This window comes from Enterovirga sp. (genome assembly GCF_028290205.1).
In the GTDB taxonomy this organism is placed as follows: domain Bacteria; phylum Pseudomonadota; class Alphaproteobacteria; order Rhizobiales; family Beijerinckiaceae; genus Enterovirga.
Genome location: NZ_JAQGKF010000121.1, coordinates 1 through 24,391, shown reverse-complemented (window position 1 = coordinate 24,391; position 24,391 = coordinate 1). Strand labels below are relative to the sequence as shown.

The 24,391-nt window shown below is 71.1% G+C and carries 28 protein-coding genes and 1 other annotated feature; of the genes, 16 read left to right on the top strand and 12 right to left on the bottom strand.

The features are described from left to right. Positions 1-207 precede the first annotated feature (207 nt). Positions 208-906, top strand: a complete 699-nt coding sequence (locus JWR86_RS08690; RefSeq protein WP_299563698.1) for an FCD domain-containing protein — start codon at positions 208-210, stop codon at positions 904-906. Between the two features lie 17 nt (positions 907-923). Here the strand turns inward: JWR86_RS08690 and JWR86_RS08685 are convergent, their stop codons facing one another. From JWR86_RS08685 to JWR86_RS08670, 4 genes are all read right to left on the bottom strand, one after another. Continuing rightward, the gene (locus tag JWR86_RS08685; RefSeq protein ID WP_299563696.1) at positions 924-2,408 is read right to left on the bottom strand and encodes a SulP family inorganic anion transporter; all 1,485 of its coding nucleotides are present in this window, start codon (positions 2,406-2,408) and stop codon (positions 924-926) included. A 64-nt stretch (positions 2,409-2,472) separates the two neighbouring features. Next, positions 2,473-2,528, bottom strand: a sequence feature (sul1 is cis-regulatory element that is thought to sense ions involved in sulfur or methionine metabolism; They are found in Alphaproteobacteria). 130 nt (positions 2,529-2,658) lie between these two features. After that, complete coding sequence (locus JWR86_RS08680) at positions 2,659-3,210, bottom strand: biotin transporter BioY (RefSeq protein WP_299563693.1); 552 nt, start codon at positions 3,208-3,210, stop codon at positions 2,659-2,661. Further along, the gene (locus JWR86_RS08675; protein WP_299563690.1) at positions 3,197-3,832 is read right to left on the bottom strand and encodes an energy-coupling factor transporter transmembrane component T; all 636 of its coding nucleotides are present in this window, start codon (positions 3,830-3,832) and stop codon (positions 3,197-3,199) included. The genes JWR86_RS08680 and JWR86_RS08675 overlap by 14 nt, the downstream gene beginning before the upstream one ends. Continuing rightward, complete coding sequence (locus JWR86_RS08670; RefSeq protein ID WP_299563687.1) at positions 3,829-4,548, bottom strand: ABC transporter ATP-binding protein; 720 nt, start codon at positions 4,546-4,548, stop codon at positions 3,829-3,831. Before JWR86_RS08670 ends, JWR86_RS08675 begins: the two co-directional genes overlap by 4 nt. 414 nt (positions 4,549-4,962) lie before the next feature. Here JWR86_RS08670 and JWR86_RS08665 point away from each other — a divergent pair, with 414 nt between their 5' ends. Genes JWR86_RS08665 through JWR86_RS08655 form a run of 3 tightly spaced genes read left to right on the top strand, consistent with a single transcriptional unit; the run spans position 4,963 to position 8,627 of the window. Beyond that, positions 4,963-5,949 carry a TIGR03885 family FMN-dependent LLM class oxidoreductase gene (locus tag JWR86_RS08665; RefSeq protein ID WP_299563684.1) on the top strand — a complete coding sequence of 329 codons (987 nt, stop codon included), beginning with the start codon at positions 4,963-4,965 and terminating at the stop codon, positions 5,947-5,949. Continuing rightward, positions 5,946-7,811, top strand: coding sequence for a malto-oligosyltrehalose trehalohydrolase (gene treZ, locus JWR86_RS08660; protein ID WP_299563681.1), 1,866 nt, complete (start codon positions 5,946-5,948; stop codon positions 7,809-7,811). Before JWR86_RS08665 ends, treZ begins: the two co-directional genes overlap by 4 nt. Positions 7,812-7,829: 18 nt before the next feature. Beyond that, the gene (locus JWR86_RS08655) at positions 7,830-8,627 is read left to right on the top strand and encodes a DUF2243 domain-containing protein (RefSeq protein ID WP_299563678.1); all 798 of its coding nucleotides are present in this window, start codon (positions 7,830-7,832) and stop codon (positions 8,625-8,627) included. A 12-nt stretch (positions 8,628-8,639) separates the two neighbouring features. On the opposite strand, the gene JWR86_RS08650 is transcribed toward JWR86_RS08655, so the two are convergent. Further along, positions 8,640-9,008 (bottom strand): hypothetical protein, encoded by a 369-nt coding sequence (locus JWR86_RS08650; RefSeq protein ID WP_366914573.1) that lies wholly within the window; start codon positions 9,006-9,008, stop codon positions 8,640-8,642. A gap of 138 nt (positions 9,009-9,146) precedes the next feature. Further along, on the bottom strand, positions 9,147-9,458 hold the full coding sequence (locus JWR86_RS08645) for a hypothetical protein (protein ID WP_299563675.1): 312 nt from the start codon (positions 9,456-9,458) through the stop codon (positions 9,147-9,149). A 171-nt stretch (positions 9,459-9,629) separates the two neighbouring features. Between JWR86_RS08645 and JWR86_RS08640 the strand changes: the two genes are divergently transcribed. The 3 genes from JWR86_RS08640 to JWR86_RS08630 are packed head-to-tail and all read left to right on the top strand — an operon-like array spanning position 9,630 to position 11,645. Continuing rightward, the gene (locus JWR86_RS08640; protein ID WP_299563673.1) at positions 9,630-9,923 is read left to right on the top strand and encodes a hypothetical protein; all 294 of its coding nucleotides are present in this window, start codon (positions 9,630-9,632) and stop codon (positions 9,921-9,923) included. After that, positions 9,920-10,519: an ATP-dependent Clp protease proteolytic subunit gene (locus tag JWR86_RS08635; RefSeq protein WP_299563670.1), complete on the top strand. Its 600-nt coding sequence runs from the start codon at positions 9,920-9,922 to the stop codon at positions 10,517-10,519. The genes JWR86_RS08640 and JWR86_RS08635 overlap by 4 nt, the downstream gene beginning before the upstream one ends. Position 10,520: 1 nt before the next feature. After that, complete coding sequence (locus JWR86_RS08630) at positions 10,521-11,645, top strand: M14-type cytosolic carboxypeptidase (protein WP_299563667.1); 1,125 nt, start codon at positions 10,521-10,523, stop codon at positions 11,643-11,645. Between the two features lie 24 nt (positions 11,646-11,669). On the opposite strand, the gene JWR86_RS08625 is transcribed toward JWR86_RS08630, so the two are convergent. Beyond that, positions 11,670-12,749, bottom strand: a complete 1,080-nt coding sequence (locus JWR86_RS08625) for a M20/M25/M40 family metallo-hydrolase (protein ID WP_299563664.1) — start codon at positions 12,747-12,749, stop codon at positions 11,670-11,672. 45 nt (positions 12,750-12,794) lie between these two features. Next, the gene (locus JWR86_RS08620; RefSeq protein ID WP_299563661.1) at positions 12,795-13,121 is read right to left on the bottom strand and encodes a hypothetical protein; all 327 of its coding nucleotides are present in this window, start codon (positions 13,119-13,121) and stop codon (positions 12,795-12,797) included. Between the two features lie 184 nt (positions 13,122-13,305). Here JWR86_RS08620 and JWR86_RS08615 point away from each other — a divergent pair, with 184 nt between their 5' ends. The 4 genes from JWR86_RS08615 to JWR86_RS08600 all read left to right on the top strand — a co-directional run bounded on the left by JWR86_RS08615 (position 13,306) and on the right by JWR86_RS08600 (position 15,096). Beyond that, positions 13,306-13,569 carry a hypothetical protein gene (locus JWR86_RS08615; protein ID WP_299563658.1) on the top strand — a complete coding sequence of 88 codons (264 nt, stop codon included), beginning with the start codon at positions 13,306-13,308 and terminating at the stop codon, positions 13,567-13,569. A gap of 10 nt (positions 13,570-13,579) precedes the next feature. Further along, entirely contained in the window at positions 13,580-13,822 is a 243-nt protein-coding gene (locus JWR86_RS08610; protein ID WP_299563655.1) for a hypothetical protein, read from the top strand. Positions 13,823-13,865: 43 nt separating this feature from the next. Next, positions 13,866-14,201: an HPF/RaiA family ribosome-associated protein gene (locus JWR86_RS08605; protein ID WP_299563652.1), complete on the top strand. Its 336-nt coding sequence runs from the start codon at positions 13,866-13,868 to the stop codon at positions 14,199-14,201. 64 nt (positions 14,202-14,265) lie between these two features. Continuing rightward, a complete protein-coding gene (locus JWR86_RS08600) occupies positions 14,266-15,096 on the top strand; it encodes a TIGR00730 family Rossman fold protein (protein ID WP_299563727.1) in 831 nt (276 codons plus the stop codon). On the opposite strand, the gene JWR86_RS08595 is transcribed toward JWR86_RS08600, so the two are convergent. From JWR86_RS08595 to JWR86_RS08580, 4 genes are all read right to left on the bottom strand, one after another. After that, positions 15,093-15,725, bottom strand: a complete 633-nt coding sequence (locus tag JWR86_RS08595) for an SGNH/GDSL hydrolase family protein (RefSeq protein ID WP_299563648.1) — start codon at positions 15,723-15,725, stop codon at positions 15,093-15,095. The genes JWR86_RS08600 and JWR86_RS08595 overlap by 4 nt on opposite strands. 171 nt (positions 15,726-15,896) lie before the next feature. Further along, a complete protein-coding gene (locus tag JWR86_RS08590) occupies positions 15,897-16,121 on the bottom strand; it encodes a hypothetical protein (RefSeq protein WP_299563645.1) in 225 nt (74 codons plus the stop codon). A gap of 56 nt (positions 16,122-16,177) precedes the next feature. Continuing rightward, positions 16,178-17,218 (bottom strand): DNA polymerase IV, encoded by a 1,041-nt coding sequence (dinB, locus tag JWR86_RS08585; RefSeq protein ID WP_299563724.1) that lies wholly within the window; start codon positions 17,216-17,218, stop codon positions 16,178-16,180. Between the two features lie 145 nt (positions 17,219-17,363). Further along, a complete protein-coding gene (locus tag JWR86_RS08580; protein WP_299563642.1) occupies positions 17,364-17,714 on the bottom strand; it encodes a RidA family protein in 351 nt (116 codons plus the stop codon). A 113-nt stretch (positions 17,715-17,827) separates the two neighbouring features. On the opposite strand from JWR86_RS08580, the gene JWR86_RS08575 reads away from it, so the two are divergent. The 5 genes from JWR86_RS08575 (at position 17,828) to JWR86_RS08555 (ending at position 24,328) form a co-directional block, all read left to right on the top strand. Next, entirely contained in the window at positions 17,828-19,297 is a 1,470-nt protein-coding gene (locus tag JWR86_RS08575; protein ID WP_299563639.1) for an FAD-binding oxidoreductase, read from the top strand. Between the two features lie 7 nt (positions 19,298-19,304). After that, complete coding sequence (locus JWR86_RS08570) at positions 19,305-20,237, top strand: sugar kinase (protein ID WP_299563636.1); 933 nt, start codon at positions 19,305-19,307, stop codon at positions 20,235-20,237. A 13-nt stretch (positions 20,238-20,250) separates the two neighbouring features. Beyond that, a complete protein-coding gene (locus JWR86_RS08565; protein ID WP_299563633.1) occupies positions 20,251-21,342 on the top strand; it encodes an acyltransferase in 1,092 nt (363 codons plus the stop codon). Positions 21,343-21,479: 137 nt separating this feature from the next. Next, positions 21,480-22,931, top strand: coding sequence for an efflux transporter outer membrane subunit (locus JWR86_RS08560; protein WP_299563630.1), 1,452 nt, complete (start codon positions 21,480-21,482; stop codon positions 22,929-22,931). Further along, complete coding sequence (locus JWR86_RS08555; protein ID WP_299563627.1) at positions 22,928-24,328, top strand: efflux RND transporter periplasmic adaptor subunit; 1,401 nt, start codon at positions 22,928-22,930, stop codon at positions 24,326-24,328. The genes JWR86_RS08560 and JWR86_RS08555 overlap by 4 nt, the downstream gene beginning before the upstream one ends. The last annotated feature ends 63 nt before the right edge of the window (positions 24,329-24,391 follow it).

The window sequence follows — 24,391 nt, the reverse complement described above, 5'->3', positions numbered from 1 at the left end:
CCGCAGCAAGGTGCGCCAAATCCGAAATTGGAGTCAACGAGGCATAGAAGTCGGAAACAGCCTCATCCTAAGTGCTTCGGTTATCTGCGAATAAGCCTGGTCTTTGCCGTATGGACCAATAAGCAATTGGTCCTATCGCCTATCCGGTCGGAGCCGGTGTATGAAGCCGGCCCGGGAGCACCTCACGCCGGCATACGGGGTGGACGAATGAGCAAGACCGAGCGGGTCGGCCAACAATTGCGCGCCCTCCTGAACAGTAACCGCTATCCGGTCGCGACCCGCCTGCCGCCGGAGCGCGAACTCTCGGCCGAGCTCGGCGTGAGCCGCACTCTGCTGCGGGCGGAGCTCGCCCGCCTCGAGGCGGAGGGCCGCATCTGGCGCCATGTCGGGCAAGGGACGTTTGTCGGGTCGCGCCCCGTCAACACCTCGACCGACCTCGCCCTGATCAGTGGCCTGACCAGCCCGACGGAGGTGATGGAGGTTCGGCTGGTGGTGGAGCCGCGCGCGGCGCGGTTCGCCGCGATGCGGGCCACGGCCGAAGACATCGCGCATCTGCGCGTCTGCCTCGACAAGAGCAACGCGGCGCCGAACTATTCCAATTACGGCCGCTGGGACGCGACGCTGCACCGGTCCATCGTGGCCGCCTCCCGCAACGTGCTGCTGCTGGCGCTGTTCGACGCCATCAACACCGTGCGGCAGCAGCCGGCCTGGGCCTCATTGTGGGAAAGCGCGCTCACGGCCGAGCGGCAGCACCGCTATTCGCACGAACACGGCGCCATCGTGGAGGCCGTGGCGACCCGGCAGGGACCGGAGGCCGAGACTGCGATGCGGCGGCATCTGCAATCGGTGGCCCGCTTCCTGTCGCTGCAGGCCGGCGGCGAGAGCCCGGTCGACCAGGAGGACTGACCGGCGGCTCGCCCCCGCTAGTGCGCGGCTGCGGAGGCCCGTCCGTCGTCCTTGTCGTGCACGCCGAAGCGGTCGACCATGGTGGCGCTCGCCTCGTTGAGGCCGATCACCTCGATCTCGCGCCCGTTACGACGGCCCTTCAGCACGATGCGGTCCAGAGCGGCGACGGCTGAGATGTCCCAGAAATGGGCCCCGTGGACATCGACCACGATCCGGTCCACCGGCTCGAGCACGTCGATCGCATCCGCAAAGGTGCCGGCGGAGGCGAAGAAGACCTGTCCGGTGACCCGGTAGGTCCGGGTCCGGCCGTCGTCCGACAGCTCGGAGACGACCCGGCTCAGCCGCGACACCTTGCCGGCAAAGAACACGCCGGACAGCAGCACGCCGACCAGGACGCCGATGGCCAGATCCTTGGTGGCCACCACCACGGCCACAGTGGCCAGCATCACGAGCGAGGACGAGAGCGGGTTCGAGCGCAGTTGCGCCAGCGAGCGCCAGGAGAACGTGCTCAGCGAGACCATGATCATCACCGCCGTCAGCGCCGCCACGGGCACCACCGCCAGAAGGTCCTGCAGGGCGACCAGCAGCACCAGCAGGAACACGCCGGCGACCAGAGTCGAGAGCCGCCCCCGGGCGCCGGACGAGACGTTGATGACCGACTGGCCGATCATGGCGCACCCGCCCATGCCGCCGAACACGGCCGACGCGATGTTGGCGCTGCCCTGCCCGTAGCATTCCCGCGTCTTGTTGGACGTCGTGTCCGTCATGTCATCGACGATCTGCGCGGTGAGCAGGGATTCGAGCAGCCCCACCGCCGCGAGCGTGATGGCGTAGGGCAGGATGATGCGCAGGGTTTCCCACGTGAAGGGCACGTCGGGCAGCCCGAAGTTCGGCAGCGCGGAGGGCAGTTCGCCGAGATCCGCCACCGTCCGGACGTCCAGGCCGAACGCGGCCGTCACCACGGTCAGCACCACAATGGCGATCAGGGGCGAGGGGATCGCCCGGGTGATGCGCGGCACGCCGTAGATGATGGCGAGGCCCAGCGCGATCAGCCCGTAGGTCGCCGGCGTGACGCCGATCAGTTCGGGCAGCTGCGCCAGGAAGATCAGGATGGCGAGCGCGTTGACGAAGCCCGTCATCACCGATTGCGACACGAAGCGCATCAGGCGGCCGAGCTTCAGCAGCCCGGCGCCGAGCTGGATGAGCCCCATCAGGATGGTGGCCGCGAACAGGTATTGCACGCCGTGGTCGCGGACGAGGTTGACCATGACCACCGCTGTGGCGGCCGTGGCGGCCGAGATCATGGCCGGGCGGCCGCCCGTGAAGGCGATCACGCAGGCGATCACCACCGAGGCATAGAGGCCGACCTTGGGGTCGACGCCGGCAATGACCGAGAAGCCGATCGCCTCCGGAATCAGCGCGAGGGCGACAACGATACCGGACAGCACGTCGCTGCGCGGGTTGGAGAACCAGTCGCGGCGAACGCGAGACATGAGCTGCATGGGATGGGATTCCGCAAACGGACGGACGCCCGGCTCGGCCAGGGCAGTCGCATCGGGTCAGTTGCGCGGTCCGGCGGATTGGCGGCCGGAAGAGCCACCCGGGGTTTCACCGGGTCCAGTCGAGTTGCTGCGGTTTAAACCAGAGCTGTGCTGCAATGCAACAACGAGCTCGGGACCGCCCGAGACGGCCTTTAAACGACGGAGGGGGGCGGAACTTCGCCCCCCTCCCCCGCACGGGTGCTGACGCGAGTTACCGCGGCGCGAGCACGCGGACGCGGCCGAGCGAGGTCGCGACCCAGGCCGCCAGCCCGGCCTTCAAGAGGTCGCCGGGCAGAAAGGCGAGCGAGCCCCAGGCCGCCTTGCCGATCGGCAGGCCGGTCACGGAGGCGAGCCAGACAATGCCCAGAAGGTGGACCACGACGATTCCGCCCAGGATGCAGCCGGCCAGCCGCTCCGCGAAGGGCAGCCATCCGGTCCGGGCCGCGGCCCGCTGGGCCAGCAGGCCGGTCACGAAGGCCCCTGGAATCCAGCCGAGCAGGTAGCCCGCCGTCGGGCCGGTCAGCACCACGAGGCCGCCCCGTCCTCCGGCCAGAACCGGCAGGCCGATGATGACCAGCAGCACGACGAGCGCGGGCGCGAGCGCGCCGCGCCACGGTCCCAGGACGGCGCCGGCCAGCATCACGCCGAGCGACTGCAGCGTGATCGGAACCGGGATAAAGGCGAGGGGCACGGCCGGCACCGCGCCGAGCGCCACGATCAGCGCAGCGAAGGTGGCGGCCAGAACGAGGTCACGCGTGGTCATCAGAATGTCTCCGTGCCGCTCCTGACCAGGAGCGCGCATCGATGGCGTCGGCGGTCTCCTCCGACTGGCGGAGGACCCGCACGATCAGCGGGATCAAGAGGGTCGAGGGTGCGGGCCGAAGCCCCCGGGCCGCGTGTGCGTCGCGAATCTCGCCCATCGCGGCCTTGATGCGCGGCAAGGACCGCAACGTCACGGCGAGCGCAAGCCCTGCCTTCTCGGCCGACAGGAGGTGAAGCCGCTCCAGCGGCCGCAGGGCCGTGACCAGCGCCTCCTGCATGGCGCTGGCCTGCGTGGTCGCGGTCACGAGGTGGGCGAGAACGACCAGCGTCACGACGCGGCAGAACACGACGAACGCCTGCGCCGGGCCCTCGAAGGCCGCGGCGAAGCCGACCACCGCGAGGAGCGGCCATACGAGGCCGAGCGTCCAGACCGACAGCGACGCGCGGCGCCCGAGTAGGAGCAGCGAGGCCGCCCAGGCGCCCGCCAGCGCCCCGGTCAGAACTGCCGGGGAGCCGACCAGGAACAGGAGGGCGCCGGCTGCCGTGAGGGCGCCGATCTTGGCGAGCGCCGGGCAGGCTCGGGCAGCGGCCCGGGCGCGTGCGAGGCCCGGCCCGACGGTCACGACAGGTTCGCCCGATACCAGGCGACGGCCGGACCCGGCGCGTCGTCGACCACGATGCGGCCATGGTCCAGCACCAGGGCCCGGTCGAAGTCCCGGATGAGGTCAAGGTCGTGCGTCGCCACCACGGCCGATTGGGCGAGGTCGCGGATCTCGGCCGCGATCCGGTTGCGGTTGCGCAGGTCGAGCAGCGTGGTCGGCTCGTCGAAAACGATGAGGTCGGGCCGCATCACCAGCACGCCGAGCAGCGCGACGAGCTGCTTTTCGCCGCCGCTCAGCGTATGCGCCGGCGCCTCAGCCAAGCCGCCGAGCCCATAGCTGTCCAGGGCGAGCCGGGCCCGGCTTCGCGCCTCGCGCTGCGAGTAGCCGAGATTGCGGAGCCCGAAGGCAAGATCCTCCTCCACGATCGGCAGCACGATCTGGCTGTCCGGGTTCTGGAACACGTGGCCGACCCGGCGCCGGATCGCCGCGAGGTCGGTCCGGGTGTCGAGACCGCCGACCACCACCCGCCCGGCCGTTGGCATGGCGAGGCCGTTGATCAGGCGCACCAGCGTGCTCTTGCCCGACCCGTTTGCGCCCAGCACGGCGACCCGCCGCTCCGCCAGCCGGCAATCGACCCCGCGCAGGATCGCCCGCTCGCCGAGCGTCACGTGCACGTTCTCGAACCGGATGTCCGTGCTCCGGGGGGGCTCGGCTTCGCGTCCCTCTGCGGTGGGCACCGACACTCAGCTCCGCCCGGGGCTTCGGCGGCCCTGAGCGGCCGAGATCGGGAGGGGGGCGGGCCGCGGCGCGACCCTGACCCGTTGCGGGTGCCGCGGCAGACGACCGGTGCGCGACACGCTGAGGGACGAGGCCATGCTTTCTCCCGGCCGGGGGCGCCCGCCGGCGCAACAGGCCGGCACGGAGGCCGACCACAAGGGATCCGCGGAGAGATCGCAGCCCGGCGACCGGCTCGCGAGCGCGGTGCCGAGGCTGTGAGCCTGACCCGGCGATGTCGCATAGGAAACGGCCGCTCGGTGCGTCAAGGCCGGGCCGCGGCCCGCCCGGCTCCCCCGCGGGCCCGCCCGGGCGGGCATGCGTCCTGCTTCGGACGACGCAGGAACAGGCGCCCGCCTTCACGGTTCGACCAGTCCATGGTCCAGATCGGTTATCACGCATCGCACGAGCAATTTGCCCCGTCCGAGCTATTGCGGCTCGTACGGGAGGCCGAGGCGGCCGGCTTCGGCTGCGCCATGTCCTCAGACCACTTCAAGCCCTGGGGACCCGATCAGGGCCATTCGGGCTTCGCCTGGGCCTGGCTCGGGTCGGCGCTTCAGGCCACCTCGCTGCCGTTCGGCGTGATCTCGGCGCTGGGCTACCGGTACCATCCGGCTGTTCTGGCCCAGGCCGCCACCACGCTCGCGGAGATGTACCCGCAGCGGCTCTGGTGGGCCCTCGGCAGCGGGCAGCGCCTGAACGAGGACATCACCGGGCTGCCCTGGCCCGAGAAAGCGGAGCGCAATGCCGTTCTGCGCGAATGCGCCGACATCGTGCGGGCGCTCTTCGCGGGCGAGACGGTGACGCATCGCGGCCGCGTGACGGTGGTCGACGCGCGCCTCTACTCGCGGCCCGAGCGGGCGCCCCGTCTCCTCGGGGCCGCCGTGACCGAAGCGACGGCGCGGTTCGTCGGAGGCTGGGCGGACGGGTTGCTGACGGTCGCGGCGAAGCCTGAACAGCTCCGCAAGGTGGTCGCGGCGTTCCGGAGCGGCGGCGGCGAGGGCAAGCCGATGGTGCTGCAGGTGGCGCTCAACTGGGCGCCAAGCGAGGCGGAGGCGCTGCAGGGCGCTTTCCAGCAATGGCGCTACAACGCCCTCGCCGGCGACGTGAACTGGGAGATGCGCTCGCCCGAGGATTACGACACCGCGACCCGGTTCGTCCGGCCGGAGGACATGCACGAGTCGGTCTTGATCTCGTCCGATCCCGGCCGGCATACGGCCTGGCTCACCGAATTCATCGAGCTCGGCTTCGAGGAACTGCAACTGCACCAGATCGGCCGGAACCAGAGCGCGTTTGTGGAGACGTTCGGGGCCAAAGTGCTGCCGGATCTGAGGACCGCGAGCGCAGGGGCTGACAGGCCATGACACTCGTCGCCGACCCACGGGCAGCGCGAGACGAGAGCGGCGGCGGCCGTGCCGCGTCCGTCGCCGAACGGCCGGCTTTCGGGCCGCAGATCACCGATGCAGGTGTCCTGTTCCGCCTCTGGGCGCCGAAATGCGACGCGGTTCAGCTCGAACTGGCCGGCCGCGCGGAACTCCTGCCCATGACGGCGGAAAGCGGCGGCTGGCACCGGGCTCTCGTGGCGGACGCCGGTCCGGGCACGCGCTACCGCTTCGTGCTGCCGGACGGCCTGCGGGTGCCCGATCCGGCCTCCCGTTACCAGCCGGAGGATGTGCACGGCCCAAGTGAGGTCACCGAGCCCGGCGCCTTTGCCTGGACCGATTCCGGCTGGGCCGGCCGCCCCTGGACGGAAGCGGTGATCTACGAACTCCATGTCGGAGCCTTCACACGGGAGGGCACCTTCCGGGCCGCCGCCGAGCGGCTGGACCACCTGGCCGCCCTCGGCGTGACCGCCATCGAGCTGATGCCCATCGCGGATTTCCCGGGCGCGCGGAACTGGGGCTACGACGGCACGCTCCTCTATGCGCCCGACAGCGCCTACGGCAGGCCGGAGGACCTCAAGGCGCTGGTCGACGCCGCCCATACCCGCGGCCTGATGGTCTTTCTCGACGTGGTCTACAATCACTTCGGTCCGGACGGGAACTACCTCCCTGTCTACGCGCCGATCTTTACCGACAAGCACAAGACGCCCTGGGGCGCGGCCATCAATTACGACGACCAGGGCAGCGACGCAGTGCGCGAATTCGTGCTTCAGAACGCCGAATACTGGATTCGCGAGTTCCACCTGGACGGCCTGCGGCTCGACGCCGTGCACGCCATCAAGGATGCGTCCCGGCCGCACCTTCTGGACGCGCTGAGTGCCAGAGCCCGGGCCGCCGCGCCGCACCGGCATGTCCACCTGATCCTCGAGAACGAGGAGAACGAGGCCCGACGGCTGGAGCGCGGGCCGGACGGAGCGCCACGCGCCTTCACGGCGCAGTGGAATGACGACATGCACCATGTCCTGCACACGGCAGCGACGGGCGAGCAGGCGGGCTACTACATCGAGTATGCGGGCGACCGGGAGAAGCTCGGCCGGAGCATCGCCGAGGGTTTCGCCTTCCAGGGCGAAATGATGACCTACCGGGGCGAGCCGCGGGGCGAGCCGAGCGGCCACCTGCCGCCCTCCGCGTTTGTGTCCTTCCTCCAGAACCACGATCAGATCGGCAACCGGGCGATCGGGGACCGCATCACGGCGACGACGCCCCGAGACGCGGTCCGGGCGGTCGCCTCAATTTATCTTCTCGCGCCGCAGATCCCGATGCTGTTCATGGGCGAGGAATGGGCGGCGGCGCAGCCGTTCCCCTTCTTCTGCGATTTCGGCCCGGAACTCGCCAACGCCGTCCGGGAGGGCAGACGCGCGGAGTTCGCCCGGTTCCCGGAGTTCCAGGACCCGGCGGCCCGCGACCGGATCCCGGATCCGACCCAGCCAGAGACCTTCCTGTCCGCGAAACTCGACTGGTCGGCCCTGGAGCGCGCCCCGCATCGCGAGTGGCTCGATTGGTACAGGGCGATCCTCCGGGTGCGCCGGGACAAAGTCGTGCCCCTCCTCGACGAGCGCAGCTCCGGCGGCAGCTATGAGCTCACCGGCCAGGGCGGCCTCCATGCCGAGTGGCAACTGCGCGGCGGAGCGCGGCTCCGGCTGGCCGCCCATCTGGGATCGGGCGCCGCCGGGGAGCCGGTGCCGGCCGAGCCCGGTTTCGAGCCCATCTGGCTGGAAGGCGGCGGCGGCCCCGACCGCATGCCCCCCTGGTCGGTTCGGTGGTCCCTGCGGAGGGGCGGCTAGCACGGGAGGAGGTCAGGCATGTCCAGCGCTGGTGTTGAGGCCACACGTGGCGGCAATCCGAACCTCGCCGCCGGCATCCTGGGCTTCGCCCTGGGCGGCTTCATCGACGGCATTCTCCTGCACCAGGTGCTGCAATGGCACCACCTGCTCAGCCTCGTCGAAGGCGACGCGCTTCGGGACATCCGGGTGCAGATTCTGGCCGACGGCCTGTTCCACGTCCTCATGTACGGGATCGCGATCCTGGGCCTGTGGCTCCTCTGGCGGGCCCGCGGCAGGATCACCGGCCAGGCGGCCGACCTGCGCCTCGTCGCCTCGGCGCTGCTCGGCTTCGGCATCTGGCAGGTGGTGGATGTCGCCGGGTTCCACTGGCTGGCGGGCATTCACCGGATCCGCGTCGACGTGCCGAACCCGCTCGTCTGGGACATCGGCTGGCTCGTTGTCTTCGCGGTGCCGAGCCTCGCGGCCGGCTGGTGGCTGATGCGGCGGGCGGACGGGCCGGACGAACCCGGCGGGCCGAGGCTGCGGGGCGCTCCGGCTGCGCTCGCCGCGACGGTGCTGATTGCCGGGCCCGTGGCCCTTCTGCCGCCCCCGGGAGTGGATACCGCCATCGTGGTGTTCCGGTCGGGCACCGACGCCGCCCAGGCTTTCGCCGCCGTGGCGGCGGCCGAGGGTCGGGTCGTCTGGGCAAGCCCGAAGGGCGACGTGCTCGCCGTCGACCTGGCGGGAGGCAGGCTCGGTCCGCTCTACGCGAACGGCGCCCTGCTGGTCAGCACGTCTCCGCTTGCCGCCGGATGCCTGGCCTGGTCGCGGGTGTAGCGGGCCGCCGCCTCAGGACCGCGTGAGCAGGATGCCAACGACGATCACCACGCCGATCAGCACCGAGCCGGCCACATAGGCGGTGCCTGCGTTGGCGCTGTCGCGATGGGCGTAGCCGGCCCGCCGGGCACCCGCCGCCCAGCGCTGCACGCCCTCCAGCCGGCGTGCCAGCCGGATGCGCTCGGGCCCCGCCGGCGTGCCGGCCGCTTCGTCGTCCGTGCCAAGGGGCGCGAGGCCGGGGTCGAAGACCTCGGTTTTGTCGCCCGTGCGGCCGCTGTCGATGTCCCCCTTGAGCTGGGCCGTGGTCGGCGCCTCCGCCTGCGGCGGCGGGTCGATGGGCCGGATGGTCTGTGTCGGCGGCAGATCGTTGCGTCGCTCCATCAGTGGAGACCCTCCCTGCCCCTCATCCAATCCTCCTGCTGGCGGTCCCGGCGTGTCGTCGTCGGCCCGGAGCGCCGGCGTGAGGCGGCCGCGCTCGGCGGGGCCGTCGAGCCTCGGCGCGGCGTCCCGGGCCGCCCGTCAGACCTCCTGGTCGCGCGAGCTGTCGTCGGCCGAGCCGTTCGACATCGGCATCGTCAGGCCGCTCGAATTGCCGGCGGTGCCGCCGAGCTCCGGGCCGAAGTTCCGGCGGTTGCCGGCATGGTCGTGATACTGCTCGGTCTGGACGTCACGGCTGTCGAGGCCGCGCTCGTCGCTGTGGCGTGACTTGTCCCGGTTGCTGAGAACCATGTTCTCCTCGAGCACCCCCTCCGGCAGCTCCGTCATCGCCCCGGCTCCCGACCCTTTGCCGTGGGAGCCAGGCCCCATGTGATGCTTGCTGGCATTCGCCATCGCAGATCCTCCATTGCCGGCCTCAACTCCCGGCACGCTGGGTGGTGCCTCGGAGGCAGAATTTGTTTCGTTGCGGACAGAATGCCACCGCGCCCGCGAAGGTTCCGCCCCGCACGGAAACAGGACTCGGCTGTCGCGATTGATAACGCGTCAGGCAAACAAGAGGGAATCGTGACCACTTACTGGGCGCTCGAGCTCCTGCGGGACCGGCACGTCATTCTGCATACGTCCGACTGCAACCTCTTCAGGCGGCTCCAAGCACCGGCCGGCCGGGACGTCGTGAGCGCCTGGCATGGGCCGTTTTCCGACATCACCACGGCCGCCTGTGTGGCGACCGAGCTCGACCCGCTCAGTTCGGAGCGGCCCTGCGACTGCTGCGAGGGCACGCGGGCCTTCCAACAGGCCTGGAGGCGGCACCGCGCGGAACGCGGCTGGTCGTTCGGCAGTGCCGGAGAGGCGCCATGACCGACGGCCTTCCCTCTCAGGGATCGGCTGGCGCGGCGGCGGGCACAGCCGGTCCGCCGCGGTCACCCAATGTCAGCCTGTACGGCCCGATCGATGACGCGGCCGTGAAGGAGACGCTGAAGCAGATCGAGGCGGTGCGGAACGGCGACCAGCCTCTCGTCTTCGAGTTGACGACCGAAGGTGGCGACGCGGAAGGCGGCCGCCGGATCGCGCTCGAGATCCGCCTGCTCCGTACCCTGGCTAAGCGCGAGGTCTTCTTTCTCGGCAAGACGGTCGTGATGTCGGCCGGCGCCACCATCATGGGCGCCGTGCCGAACACGCACCGCTACCTCACGGCGGACACGGTGCTGCTGATCCACGAGCGGCGCCTGCAGAAGACGCTGGATCTCAACGGGCCCATCAAGGCGAATTTGCAGATCGTCCGCGAGATGCTGGCGCAGCTGGAGACAGCCGAGCAGATCGAGCGTCAGGGCTTCGAGGAGATCGCGGCGGGCAGCAAGCTGTCCGCCGACGATCTCTACCGGCGCGCGACGGAGAACTGCTATCTCACCGCCCGGGAAGCACTCGATCTCGGCCTCGTCGCCGGCGTGATCTGAGGTGCAGGTCAGCGGCAAGCTCGACAGCGGCAATATCGAGCTGGTCTCGGCCGCGCTGCGAACCGCCGAGCTGGCCATCCGGCCGGATCCCGGGACCGAGTTCCTGCACTGGTTCCACTTCCGCTGCCTGGCGCAGGACGACGAGCTGCACCGCTTCAGCATCGTCAATGCCGGCCGCAGCAGGACGAGCGACGGCTGGCGCGGCTACCGGGCCGTCGCATCCTATGACCGCCGGACCTGGTTTCGCGTGCCGACGCGGTTCGACGGCGAAAGCCTCTCCTTCGAGCTGAAGCCCCGGCACCCGCTCGTCTTCTTCGCGCATTTCGCGCCCTACACGCTGGGGCGGGACGCACGGCTCCTGTCCTGGTGCCAGCGACGGCCGGGCGTCCGGATCGAGCCCCTGGCGGAATCCGTGGAGGGCCGCCCGATCGACGTGCTCTGCATCGGCAGCGGGCCCGATAGAGGGCGGACCTGCTGGATCACCGGCGGCCAGCATCCGGGCGAACCGATGTCGCGCTGGTTCGTGGAAGGGCTGCTGGAGCGCCTGCTCGCGCCGGAAGACCCCGTCGCTCACCGGCTGCGGCAGGAGGCCACCTTCTACGTGGTGCCGAACGTCAACCCGGACGGGAGTTTCTCCGGCCGGCTCCGCACCAACGCGGCGGGCCTCGATCTCAACCGAGAATGGCAGGACCCGAGCCCGGCCCGAAGCCCGGAGATCCACGCCCTTCGGGCCCGCATGGAGCAGACCGGCGTCGACTTCTTCCTCGACGCGCACGGCGACGAGACCCTGCCCTACAATTTCGTCGTAAGCGCCGACGCCGTGCCGTCCATGACACCGCGGCTCATCGCATTGAGAGAACGGTTCGAAGTGGCCCTGGAACGCCGCAACCCGGATTTCCAGCGTGAGCACGGCTACCCGCCCGAGGAGCCCGGGAAGGGCGATCTCCAGATCGGCAATAACTGGGTGGCCGAACGGTTCGGCTGCTTGTCCGTCACGCTCGAACAGCCCTTCAAGGACCTGGCCGACTCCCCGCTGACCGAATGGGGCTGGTCACCAGCGCGGGCCCGGAGCCTCGGCGCGTCCTCGCTCGGCGCGCTGGCTTCCGTGCTGGACGATCTGCGCTAGCGCAGAGCCGCCCCCGAGCGCCGCTCACATCTGGGACAGGCCCGGCCTGAAATCGGTCTCCGGCCTGATGCGTCGGCAATAGGCGGCGACGAGCCGCGCGCCACGTTCGAGATCCGTGAGGCTCAGCGTTTCGGACGGGGTGTGCATGTAGCGAAGCGGCAGACCGACGAGCCCGGTCGCGACCCCCGCGCGGCTGATCTGCATCACGCCCGCGTCGGTCGGCGTCATCTTCGGATACACCTTCACCTGATACGGGATGCCCTCCTCATCGGCCGCGGCGGTGAGCAGGCGATAAACCTCCGGGTTGATGTTGGCCCCGCGCGAGATCGTCGGGCCCGCGCCGACCCGCAAATCTCCGTCCTGGGTCGGGTTGAGCCGGGGCAGGTCGGTCGCGTGATCCATGTCGATCGCCAGCGCCGTCACAGGGTCGATCGCGTAGCAGGCGACCTGCGCGCCGCGGGAGCCGATCTCCTCCTGGACGGTCGCGACCGCGTGCACCCCGACCTCCGGATGTAGCCCGCCCTCCTCCACAAGAAGCCGCACAGCCTCTGCAATGATGACGGCGCCGGCCGTGTTGTCGAAGCCGCGCGCACTCGCCCGGTCGCCCATGAGGTGGTGGAACTCCTGCTGGAACGTGACGGGGTCGCCGAGCCGGACCACGGCCTCGGCCTCCTCGCGCGAGCTCGCGCCGATGTCGATCCAGAGGCTCTTGATCTCGGGCCGCTTCGTCTTCTCGTCCGGGTCGAGGAGGTGGAAGGCCTTGCTGCCGACCACACCGGGCAGCCGCTCGCGCCCGTGCACCCAGACGCGCTGGCCCACCGGGGTGACGTCGTCATGCCCACCGATCGGGCTGAAATGGAGAAGGCCGCCTTCCCCGATGTGGTGAACCACGAAGCCGATCTCGTCGATATGCCCGGCCAGCATGATTCGGCAGCCCGCGTCGGGGTTCAGGGACGCGATCACGTTGCCCGTGATGTCGGTTGTGACCCGATGCGCGAACGCTTCGGTGTAGCGGCGGTAGACCGACGCGGCGGGCTGCTCGAAGCCGCTCGGGGATGGCGAATTGGCAAGCGCGGCCAAAAACTCCAGCGTCTGCGACCTCATCACGCCCCCTTAGCAGGCCAGCCCACCGGCTCAGCCCTCAGCCGGCTACTTGGTGATGCGCTTCGGCGAGATCGGGTCGCTCGCCGGGAAGGTCTCCTCGACAGCCTCGTCGAGCAATTGCTCCTGACGGGCTTTCAGGTCCTCGCCGGGACGCCGTTCCCCCGGCGCACGGGCCGCGGCAAGGTCGGCCTGAGGCCGGCCCTTTGCGGCGTCGCCCTGGCTGTCTGGCCCGGATGATGTCCCGTCCTGATGCCTGTTGTCTGCCACCGCCGACTCCATTCGTGGCCGAAACAACCGAACCCACGCCGAGGCGTTCCCGCCCGACATGCGGCCGAAATCCTGTGTTCGCTGGCGCACCGTCGGGGCCAGCACCCGAACGGCTCCCCGCCGAGAGCTTTAACGTCCGGCAGGAGAGAGCTCGGACGAGCAACAAGCGGGCGCTCCAGCCTGGGCGAGCACCCGATATTCGCCCGAAGCGCGGGGGTGCGAAGCCAGAGACACCAGCATCGGTTGCGCCCCTGAGGGCTGCGCGCCGATGACAGGAGGGACCTCAACCATGACGACCCGTGATCACAACAACCGCAGCGAGAAGCAGAAGGGGCACATGCCGGTCCACGAGGGAGCCCACCCTCCCACGTCGCAGCAGGGCCATCAGGGCCAGGAAACCTCCCGCGACCGCAGCGGCACGGACGAGCGGCATGACGGCAAGAGCCGCAACAACGGCGGCGGCGACGGAGCCGGCGGCGCGCCCAAGAAGCAGGGCCAGGGCCAGGCCAACAAGGGCGTCGACAACCAGCATCAGAACCGGGGCCATGGCTGAGGAGCACCGCATGTCCAGCAGCGACCAGGGTGGCGACAGCCACGGCAAGACCGAGCTTCAGCGCAATGCCGAAAAGGCGCTCGAGATGAAGCAGCAGGCGACGCCTGCAACCCAGATTCCGGAGCACCGGACCTCGCACCAGGGAGGCGTGCAGGCGCCGCAGGTGAGCTACACCGACACGGCGCTCGGCAAGGAACCGACCAACACGCCCAATCTTAAGCGCAGTCACAACGCCCGCTCCGGGGACGCGTGAGCCCTGGGATTAGTTCGCGGACGGCATTCAGCAACGAGGCTCCATGAGCGACCAGAACATCACCGTCGGCAGCGCCCATGTGGATCTGGGCGAAGCGTTTCGGGACAGCGCCCGCACTCAGATCCGCGCTGTCGCAGCCAAGTATCTCGGCGACCTCACCATGGCGGGCGTCCATGTGGCCCGCGAAGGCATCTCGTACCGGTGCTCCGTGACGATGCAGATGGGCGCCCTGAACACCATGGTGGCGGAGGCGACCGGCAAGGAGGTTCCGGTCGCCTTCAGGGCCGCTCTCAGCAAGGTCGAGAAGCAGCTTCGGCGGACCAAGCGCGCCCTGCGCGAGGACAAGCTGCAACTGCCCGACCGCATGGCGACCGCCTGACAGAGCCGGGCCCGCACCCAGCATGGAGGGTTCCAGCACGCGGAATCCGGGTGTGACCGAGCCGATGCCCGGACACGATCCCCCGAACGACCAGCACTCGGCCTACCGGCTCGCCGCGCAGGACGAGGAGTTCCTGCTCGGCGATTCCATGCGGGGCGTCCGCTTCCTCCTGGAATACGCCAAGGCCGAGGAGCGGCTGCGCTCCTGGGGGGTCGCCTCCACCATCGTCGTGTTCGGCAGCGCCCGGGTGCTGCAAGGCGGCAGTTCGGATCCGGCCGCCACCACGGCCACGATGCCCGAGGGCGCGCGGCCGCGGCGCGGCGCGACCTCGGCGCGCTGGTACGAGGAAGCGCGCCGCTTCGGACGCATCGCGTCCGAGAGGGGTGGCGCCCTGCGGCCGGTCGAAGGCCTTCGCCGCAACGTGGTGGCGACCGGCGGCGGGCCCGGCATCATGGAGGCCGCCAACCGGGGCGCCTATGACGTTGGCGCCCCCACCATCGGCTTCAACATCCGTCTGCCGCTCGAACAGGTGCCGAACGCGTTCACGACCCCGGATCTGACGTTTCAGTTCCACTACTTCGCGATGCGCAAGATGCACCTGGCCATGCGGGCGGCAGCCCTGGTGGTCTTTCCGGGCGGCTTCGGCACCTTCGACGAGCTGTTCGAGGTGCTGACGCTGCGCCAGACGGAGAAGGCCGCCAAGGTGCCCATCGTGCTGTTCGACCCGGGCTATTGGCGGCGGGTGGTCAATTTCGAGGCGCTCGTCGAGGAGGGCATGATCGAGGAGGAGGATCTGGGCCTGTTCGACTTCGCCGACGATGCCGAAGAGGCCTGGTCCTGCCTGATCCGGCGCGGGCTGCTGGCCGGAGAGGCCGAGCCGGCGCCCGGTTCCTAGAGGTAGATCGTGCTGCGGCCCGTCTCAAAGGCGTGGTGCCGCAACAGACCCGCGATCGCGGCCGCGATGCGCCGGCCGCCCTGCACCGAGGGCTCGATCGGGTTGGCGTAATCCTCGGGAGAGCGGCACACGAGCCGGAGCTCGATCACGGGCAGCCCGCGCTCGGCCGCGAGGCGGAGGATGGGGTCGTTCAGCACCTTCAGGGCTGTTGCGGCCGCCCGCTGACGGACCGCGTCCGGATAGGCCGGATCGTAGATCGTGCACACCGCGAGCCGCAGCCCCGTCGCCGACAGCCCATCCAGCATGGCGGCGTAGCTGTCCTCGAATTCGGCGCTGACCGAGGCGAGGCGCAGCAGGGCTTCGGCGATGGTCGGGGTGCCGAGATTGAGCACGCCCGAATAGCCGAGCGCGTCGTTGCCGCCGACGCTCACCACGAGGTGGGTCACATCCGCCGGCAGCCGCCGGAGCTGCTGCGGCACACCCCCGATCCGGTCGCCGTCGCGGGCCAGGAGTGTCGCGGCCCAGCCGGCCCCCAGGGCCTGCCGAAGCTGGGCGATCACGTCGGGGCCCGCCCCCACATAGCTCCGGTTATCGAAGATCGAATCTCCGAGCAGCGCGACATGAGGCATTGGCCAAGCGTTCCCGTGCGGCGGCGATCCCCGGCGTGAGGCGGGGCGCCGGCCCGGGAGGGTGCCGCCCAGCGGCTCGCCGCCACCTCAACCCGACCCTCTTGGGCCGGTTTCAGCTCGGCCGCGCCGCGCCGCCCATGCGTTCCCTGATGGACCGACGGGCGACGGCCGTCAGGCGACCGGGCCGCTCGGCCCGGACGGGCCCGGGGTGATGGACGGACCCGGATCCGGCGACCTGTCCGGATCGGAGGCCGGGATGCCCAGCGGCTCGATGGAGGGGGCGGCCGGCACCTCCAGCGGCGCGTGGCCGGGCGGCACCGGGCTCGGCTGCGGTGGCGCCGCGGGCTGGGGCTGCGGGTCGTAGGGTCCGCCGGGAATGGTGCGCGGGTCGCTCATCTGGCCTCTCCGAAGCTGCACGGGGGCAAGCGGCGGCGGACGAGCCGGTTCCGAAACTAGAGGCCGAGCTCCATCTGCCGGCGCGGCTCCGCGGCCGCCTCTTCCAGGCCGGACAGGGTGACGCCCAGGAGCCGCACGGGCCGGACGAGCGGGAACAGCCCGGCCAGGAGATCGAGGCTGATCCGCTCCAGCGCGGCCCGGTCCCGAACGGCGTCGGGAGCCGAGCGGGCCCGCGTGACGAGCGTGAAATCCGCGTATTTGACCTTGAGGGTCACGGTGCGGCCGCGCAGGCCGGTGGCCTCGCTGGCCCGCCACACCTTGTCGGCGAGCGGCGCGAGGGCCTCGCCCATGGGGCCGATCTCGGTCAGGTCCGCCGCAAAGGTGGTCTCTGCGCCGATCGACTTGCGAACCCGCTCGGGCCGCACCGGGCGCTGGTCGATGCCGCGTGCAATCGAGTGGTAGAATGGCCCGGCCTTGCCGAAATGCCCCTGCAGCTCGGCGAGGCTCCTGTCGCGCAGGTCGCGCCCGGTGAAGATGCCGAGCCGGTTCATCTTGGCCGAGGTCGCCGGCCCGATGCCGTGAAAGCGGCCGACCGCGAGGTCCTCCACAAAGGCCGGCCCCATCGCGGGCGTGATCACGAACAGCCCATCCGGCTTGCGGTGGTCGGACGCGAGCTTGGCGAGGAACTTGTTGTAGGACACCCCGGCCGAGGCGGTGAGCCCGCAGATCTCGCGGATGCGCGCCCGGATCTCCTGGGCGATGTGCGTCGCGGAGGGCAGGCCGGTACGGTTCGCGGTGACGTCCAGATAGGCCTCGTCCAGCGACAGCGGTTCGACGAGATCGGTGTAGCTGGTGAAGACCGCCCGGATCTCGGCCGACACGGCCTTGTAGACCTCGAAGCGGGGCTTGACGAAGACGAGGTCGGGGCAGCGCCGCCGCGCCGTCACGGACGGCATGGCGGACCTGATGCCGAAGCGCCGCGCCTCGTAGCTGGCCGCCGCCACGACGCCGCGTTCGCGCGAGCCGCCGACCGCGACCGGCAGGCCCCTCAGCGAGGGGTCGTCGCGCTGCTCCACGGACGCGTAGAACGCGTCCATGTCCACATGGATGATCTTGCGCGGCGGATCGTCCACCTTCACCCGTCCCGCGAGCCAGGGCGGCGACTCAGGCGAGCCGCACGCCCGGCGCGATTCTGCGGCCGGCGGCTTTCGGGGTCCAGGGCGGCTCGCCGCCCCGCGGCCGCTAGCGGGCCGCGATCACCGCGATCTCGACCTTCAGCCCCGGCGCGGCGAGCTTCGCCTCGACGGTGGCGCGGGCCGGCGCGCAGCCCGGCGCGACCCAGGCGTCCCACACGCCGTTCATTTCGCTGAAGGTGCTGATGTCGGTGAGCCAGATCGTGGCCGAGAGGAGCTTCGTCTTGTCCGTGCCGGCCTGCTTCAGATAGCCGTCAATGATGGCCAGGATGTCGCGCGTCTGCTCGGCGACGCTGCCGCCCACCGCGTTGCCGGAGACCTGGCCCGCCAGATAGACGGTGTCGCCATGGACAACGGCCTTGCTCATCCGTGTCCCGCTCTCGATGCGTTGGATCGTCATCTGGTCCTCGCCTCCGGCCCGTGCGGCCGGTGGCCGCTGCATAATGGCATCCGGGCCCGGAGTCAGCCGCCCTGCCCATTGCCCCGCGCCCCTCGGCGCGGCATGTCTCGGGCATGACGGCATCGATCCCCCTCGCGCATCCTGGCCAGGAGGCGCTGCTCGCCGAATTGCGCGCCATCCTGGGCGAGGCCCACGTGCGGACGGGCGAGGACGACCTCGCGCTCCACATCCGCGAGGAGCGGGGCCTGTTCCAGGGCCGAGCCCTGGCGGTCGCCCGCCCGGGCTCGACGGAGGAGGTCGCGGCCGTGGTCCGGGCCGCTGCCCGAGCCGCGGTTCCGGTGGTGGCCCAGGGCGGCAATACCGGCCTTGTCGGCGGCGGCGTGCCCTATGGCGGGATCGTGCTGTCGCTCGCCCGGCTGAACCGCGTCCGGGCCGTGGACCCGGTCAACGCGACGCTCACGGTGGAGGCCGGCTGCGTTCTCCTCGACGTGCAGCAGGCGGCCGCGGCGGCCGGGCTCCTGTTCCCGCTGTCGCTTCCGTCCGAGGGCTCCTGCCGCATCGGCGGCAACCTCGCCACCAATGCGGGCGGCACGGCCGTGCTGCGCTACGGCAATGCCCGCGAACTGGTGCTCGGCCTCGAAGTGGTGCTGGCCGACGGCCGGGTCTGGAACGGCCTTCAGGGGCTGCGCAAGGACAACACCGGTTATGCCCTGCGGGACCTCTTTGTCGGTTCGGAGGGAACGCTCGGCATCATCACGGCGGCGGTGCTGAAGCTCTTTCCCGCGCCGAAATCGCGGGCCACCGCCTTTGTCGGCCTCCCCGGTCCGGAGCAGGCGCTGGCGCTGTTCACGCGGCTGCGCGAGGAGGCCGGGGCAACGCTGGTCGCCTTCGAATACATCCCGCAGTTCGGCATCGACATCGTCTTGCGGCACGCGCCCGGGGCCGTGCGGCCGCTGGCCGGCGACCACGCCGCCTACGCGCTGGTGGAGCTGTCCTCGCCGCGCCAGGACGCCAAGCTCGACGACCTGTTCGAGGCGGTGCTCGGGACCGCCCTCGAGGACGGGCTGGTGGAAGACGCCACCATCACGGGCTCCGAGGCCCAGCGCGCCGCGCTCTGGAACCTGCGCGAGCGGCTGTCGGACACCCAGAAGTTCGAGGGCGGCTCAATCAAGCACGACGTGTCCGTGCCGGTTTCGCAGGTCGCCGCGTTCATCCGGGAGGCGAGCGCCGCTTGCGAGGCCGCCATGCCGGGCATCCGGCCCCTCGCCTTTGGACATTTCGGGGACGGCAACATCCACTTCAACCTGTCGCAGCCGGTCGGCATGGAGAAGGGGGCCTTCCTGGCCCGCTGGCAGGTGTTCAACCGCATCGTCCACGACATCGTGCACGCCATGGGCGGGTCGATCTCGGCCGAGCACGGCGTCGGGCTGATCAAGCGCGACGAGCTGCTGCTCTACAAAGACCCGGTTGCGCTGGACCTGATGCACCGGCTTAAGGCGGCCCTCGATCCGGGCAACATCCTCAATCCCGGCAAGGTCTTGGCGATCGGCGACGACCTGCCGCCGGCGCTGCCGCCCGGCTGAACCGGAGATGCCCGAACTCGACATCCTGGCCATCGGCGAGCCCCTTGGCGAATTCGCCGAGACGGAGCGGAACGGCGAGCGCCTGTTCCTGCCTGGCTTCGGCGGGGACACGTCGAACGTGGCGGTCGCGGCCGCCCGCCAGGGAGCCCGGGTCGGGTATTTCACCCATCTGGGCGACGACGCCTTTGGCCAAGCCTTTCTCGACCTCTGGGACCGTGAGGGCGTGGACCGGAGCTGCGTCGTGACCAGGCCCGGCAGCCGCACCGGGATCTACTTCATCACCTACGGGCCCGATGGCCACCGCTTCAGCTACGTGCGGGACGGCTCGGCCGCGAGCCTGGTCGGGCCGGCGGACCTGCCGCTGGACCGGATCGCGGCGGCGCGCTGCCTGCATGTCTCGGGGATCAGCCAAGCCATCTCGGCCAGCGCCGCGGATTCCGTCTTCGCGGCCATCCGGCACGCCCGGGCGCATGGACGTCTCGTCAGCTACGACACCAACCTGCGGCTCGCGCTGTGGCCGCTCGACCGTGCCCGGGCCGTGATCCACGCCGCCATCGCGGGCGCCGACCTCGCCCGGCCGGGGCTCGACGACGCCCGCAAGCTCACCGGGCTCGAGGCGCCGGACGAGATCGTCGATTTCTATCTCGGTCTCGGCTGCCGGCTGGTCGCGATGACCCTGGGCAAGGACGGCGTGCTGGTCGCCACCGCATCCGAACGCCGCCTGGTGCCCCCGCACCGTGTCGAGGCGGTGGATGCGAGCGGGGCCGGCGATTGTTTCGGGGGCGCCTTTCTGGCCGAGTGGCTGGCCCATGGCGACCCGTTCCGGGCCGCCGCTTATGGCAACGTGGCCGCCGCCCTGAAGACGCTCGGCCAGGGCGCCGTCGCGCCCGTGCCACACCGCGCCGAGGTGGAGGCCGCGCTCAGCGGCCGCCTCACCTGAAACCGGCCCGCCCGTGAGGCTGCACGGGGAGGAATCCACCTCCAAGCTGATCGCCGTTCAGGTGTTGCGGGCTGCGGCCGCGCTCGCAGTGGCCGCCATCCACATCGAGCACGAGGCGAAGCTGAGGGCCGGCCTCGGTGCGGCCGGAACCCGCCTGTTTCCCTGGGAAGCGGGCGTCGACGTGTTCTTCGTCATCTCGGGCTTCGTCATGGTCTACGCCTCGGGCCGCCTGTTCGGGCAGCCGGGTGCGGCCCGTGACTTCCTGGCCCGCCGCGTGGCCCGCATCGTGCCGCTGTACTGGCTGACGACGACCCTGTTTCTGCTGGTGCTGCTGGCCCGCCCCGGGCTGGTGCAATCCGCTCCACCCGGGCCCGGCGCCGTCGCGGCCTCGCTCCTGTTCATTCCCTTCAGCCGGCCGGATGGGCTCGTGCAGCCGGTCTATTCGCTCGGCTGGACCCTGAATTACGAGATGTTCTTCTATGGGCTGTTCGCGCTCGCGCTCGGCCTCCGCCGCGGCCAGGCGGTGGCGGCCGTGGCGGCCGCCCTCGCGGGCCTGATCGCGGCCGGCCTCCTGCTCGGCCCCCTGCCCCAGCCCTTTGGCTTCTGGACCGATCCGATCCTGGTCGAATTCGCGCTCGGGATGGGCCTCGGGCTTCTGCGGGCCAGGGGGCTTGTTCTCCCGACCTGGGCGCGCCTCGGGCTCGGCGCCGCCGGCCTCCTGTGGCTGGCCGCGCTGGGCGGCGACGCCGTGACCCGGACGGGCCTGCCCCAGGCTGTGCTGTTCGCCCTTCCGGCCGCCGCGCTGGTGGCGGCCTGCGGCCTCGCATCGGGGCGCGGCGACGGCCTTCTGGCCCGCTGGGGCGGCGCTGTCGGGGACGCGTCCTACGCCATCTACCTGCTGCACCCCTTCGTGATCCGGGCAGGCGGACGCGGGCTCGACGCGGCCGGCCTTGCCCCCGGTCCGGCGAGCTTCGCCGTGCTGGCGGTCGCGGCCACGGTGGCGCTGTCCCTCCTGGTGCACCGCTGGGTCGAGCGGCCGCTGACCCGGCTGCTGCGGCGCGGCCTGTCCGGCGGCAGGGCGGCGGCACGGCCGAGCATCTCCTGACCGGAGATTAAATCTTCTCCATGTGACCGCCTGTACACTTCTCACGAACCGGGTCGGTTTCTAAGATCATGGACCCCAAAGAGCGGAGAAAGGTTCGGCCCGATGGACGCCGTCCATGCTTGTGGCCCGACACACCTATGCGCTCATCCAACCCCCGATCCTTCCTGTCCGGCCTCGCCGTCCTGATGCTCGCGCTCGCGCTCAGCGGCTGCGAAACGGTGGCGCCGAACAGCGCCGTGCCGATCCCGACCGCCTACCGGGCGGGGCCGAGCGGCCCGTCGGCGCCGCTGCGCCAGGACTGGGTCACGGGCTTCGGCTCGCCCGAGCTGAACGGCCTCGTGGCGGCCGCCCTGGCCGAGAACCTCGACATCGAGGCGGCGGTGGCCCGGATCGGCGAGGCCGAGGCCCAGGCCGTGATCGCCGGCTCGGCCCTGTTCCCGACGCTGGGCGGAACAGGCGACGTGTCGCGGGCGCAGGGCTCCAGCGCCGGCCGGCCGGGCGGCGGTGGTGCGGTCGCGGCAAACCGCTTCGGCCTCGGCCTGACCGCCTCCTATGAGCTCGACCTGTTCGGCCGCAACCGCTTCGCGGCGGGCGCGGCGGACGAAACCGCCCGAGCCGCCCGGTTCGACCGCGACACGGTCGCGCTCGCCACCGTGGCCTCGGTTGCCAACACCTATTTCGCCCTCCTGTCCGCCCAGGATCGCCTGCGGCTCGGCGAGGAGAACCTCCGCATCGCCAACCGGGTTCTGGAGGCCGTGCAGGGCCGCCTCCGCGTCGGCACCGGCACCGCGCTGGACACTGCCCAGCAGGAGAGCGTGGTGGCCACCCAGCGCGCCCGCATCCCGCCGCTGGTGCAGCAGGTCGGGCAGACCCGGAACGTCCTCGCCGTCCTGCTCGGCCGTACGCCGCAAAGCGTCATGGTTCGGGGCGGCAGCCTCGACCGGCTGCGCGTGCCGCCCGTCCGGCCCGGCCTGCCATCCGAGCTCCTGCTGCGCCGTCCGGACATCGCGGCCGCCGAGAGCAACCTCGCGGCCACCGAGTTGTCGATCGCCTCGGCCCGGGCCGCCTTCTTCCCGTCCATCCAGCTCACGGGCTCGGGCGGCGTGCAGAGCGCAGCACTGCGCAGCCTCTTCGGCCCGAACGCCTTTGTGTATTCGGTCGCGGCCGGGCTGACGCAGCCCCTCTTCGACGGCTACGCCCTCCAGGGGCAGCTCGACCTCCAGCGGGGCCGCGCCGCCGAGTTCGCGGCCCTCTACCGCCGGGCCATCGTGCAGGGGCTGTCCGATGTCGAGAACGCGCTGATCGCCGTGCGGCAGAACACCGAGTTCGAGCGGCGCCAGCGCGAGGCGGTGGCGGCTTCCCGCCGCGCCCTCACCATCGTGGAAAACCAGCTCACGCAGGGCACCATCGACGTGGTCACCCTGTTCACGGTGCAGACCACCCTGTTCAACGCTCAGGATGCGCTGGTCCAGGCCCGGCTCCTGCGCGTGCAGGCCGTGGTGTCCCTGTTTCAGGCGCTGGGCGGCGGCTGGACGCAGGACCGCGCCGTTCCGCTCGGCCGCATTCCGCAGCCCGGGACGGCGCCATGAAGCGGCCCGGCCGCGCCCTGCTTCTGGCCGTGCTGGCCCTCGGCGCAGGGATGTTCGTGTGGCGCGAGGCGACACCGCCCGCCCCCGAGCCTGGCGCCTCCAGCGCCGGCGGTCGCCCCTCCCGCCGGGGCGGCGGGGGCCGCCGGGGCGGCAACGAGGGGCCGGTCTCGGTGCTCACCGCCCCCTCGCGCGTGGAGGACGTGCCGGTGACGCTGGAGGCGGTCGGCACGGCCCAGGCCCTGAACACCGTGACGGTGCGGCCGCAGGTGGACGGGCGGCTGGTGGAACTCACCTTCCGGGAGGGCCAGGACGTGCGCCGTGGCGACGTGATCGCCCGCATCGACCCGACCGTATACCAGGCCAATTACGATCAGGCGGTCGCCAAAAAGGCCCAGGACGAGGCCAATCTGGCCAATGCCCGGCTCGACCTCCAGCGCTATGTCAGCCTGGCGGCCACCAATGCCGGATCGCGGCAGCAGGCCGACACCCAGCGGGCCGCGGTGGCCCAGCTCGAGGCGCAGGTGAAGGCCGACCAGGGCGCCATCGACAACACCAGGGCCTATCTCGACTACACCACCATCCGGGCTCCGATCGACGGCCGACTCGGCCTCCGGTTGATCGACCAGGGCAACCTCGTCAGATCGGGCGAGACGACTGGGCTGGTCGTGATCACGCAGCTCCGGCCGATGACCGTGCTGTTCAGCCTGCCGCAGCAGAACCTGCGGGCGGTGGCGGCCGCCGCCGCAGCGGGCGAGGTCGCCGTGGAGGCCCTGGAGGCCGACAACCACTCCCTCCTGGATCGCGGCCGGCTCGAGGTGGTGGACAACGCGGTCGACCAGCAGACCGGCACGGTACGGGCCAAGGCAACCTTCCCGAACGCCGAACTGCAGCTCTGGCCGGGCGCCTTCGTCAACGTCCGGCTCACCGTGGGGGTGATCCGCTCCGCCGTGGTCGTCCCGACCGGGGCGGTGCAGCGGGGCCCGTCCGGCGCCTTCGTCTACGGCCTCGAGGGCGACCGGGCGAAACTGAAGCCCGTCGCGGTGGGGCGGCAGACGGAGACGATTTCGGTCATCACCAGCGGCCTCGTGCCGCCCGAAGCCGTGATCACCACCGGCTTCGCCCGCCTGACCGATGGCGATCAGGTCGCCGTGGCCGAGTCGACCCCTGCCCCCTCGGGGGCAGGTTCCGGGCGGCCGGGCGAGGGCGGAACCGCGACACCGCGGCCGCGGCGGGCCCGGGACGGCGACATCCCGACATCCTCGACCTCGGGGGATGCCCGGCCGGAGCCGGGCCCCGAGGGGCGGCCGCGGCGCTCCCGCGAAGGACGCGAGCGTCCCGCGCCAGGCTCCGGCCCGGCGCCAGCCGGCCCGGCACCCGCCGGCGCGACGAGGCCGTGAGCGTCTCGTCACCCTTTATCCGGCGGCCGATCGCGACCCTTCTGCTCGGGATCGCGACCCTGA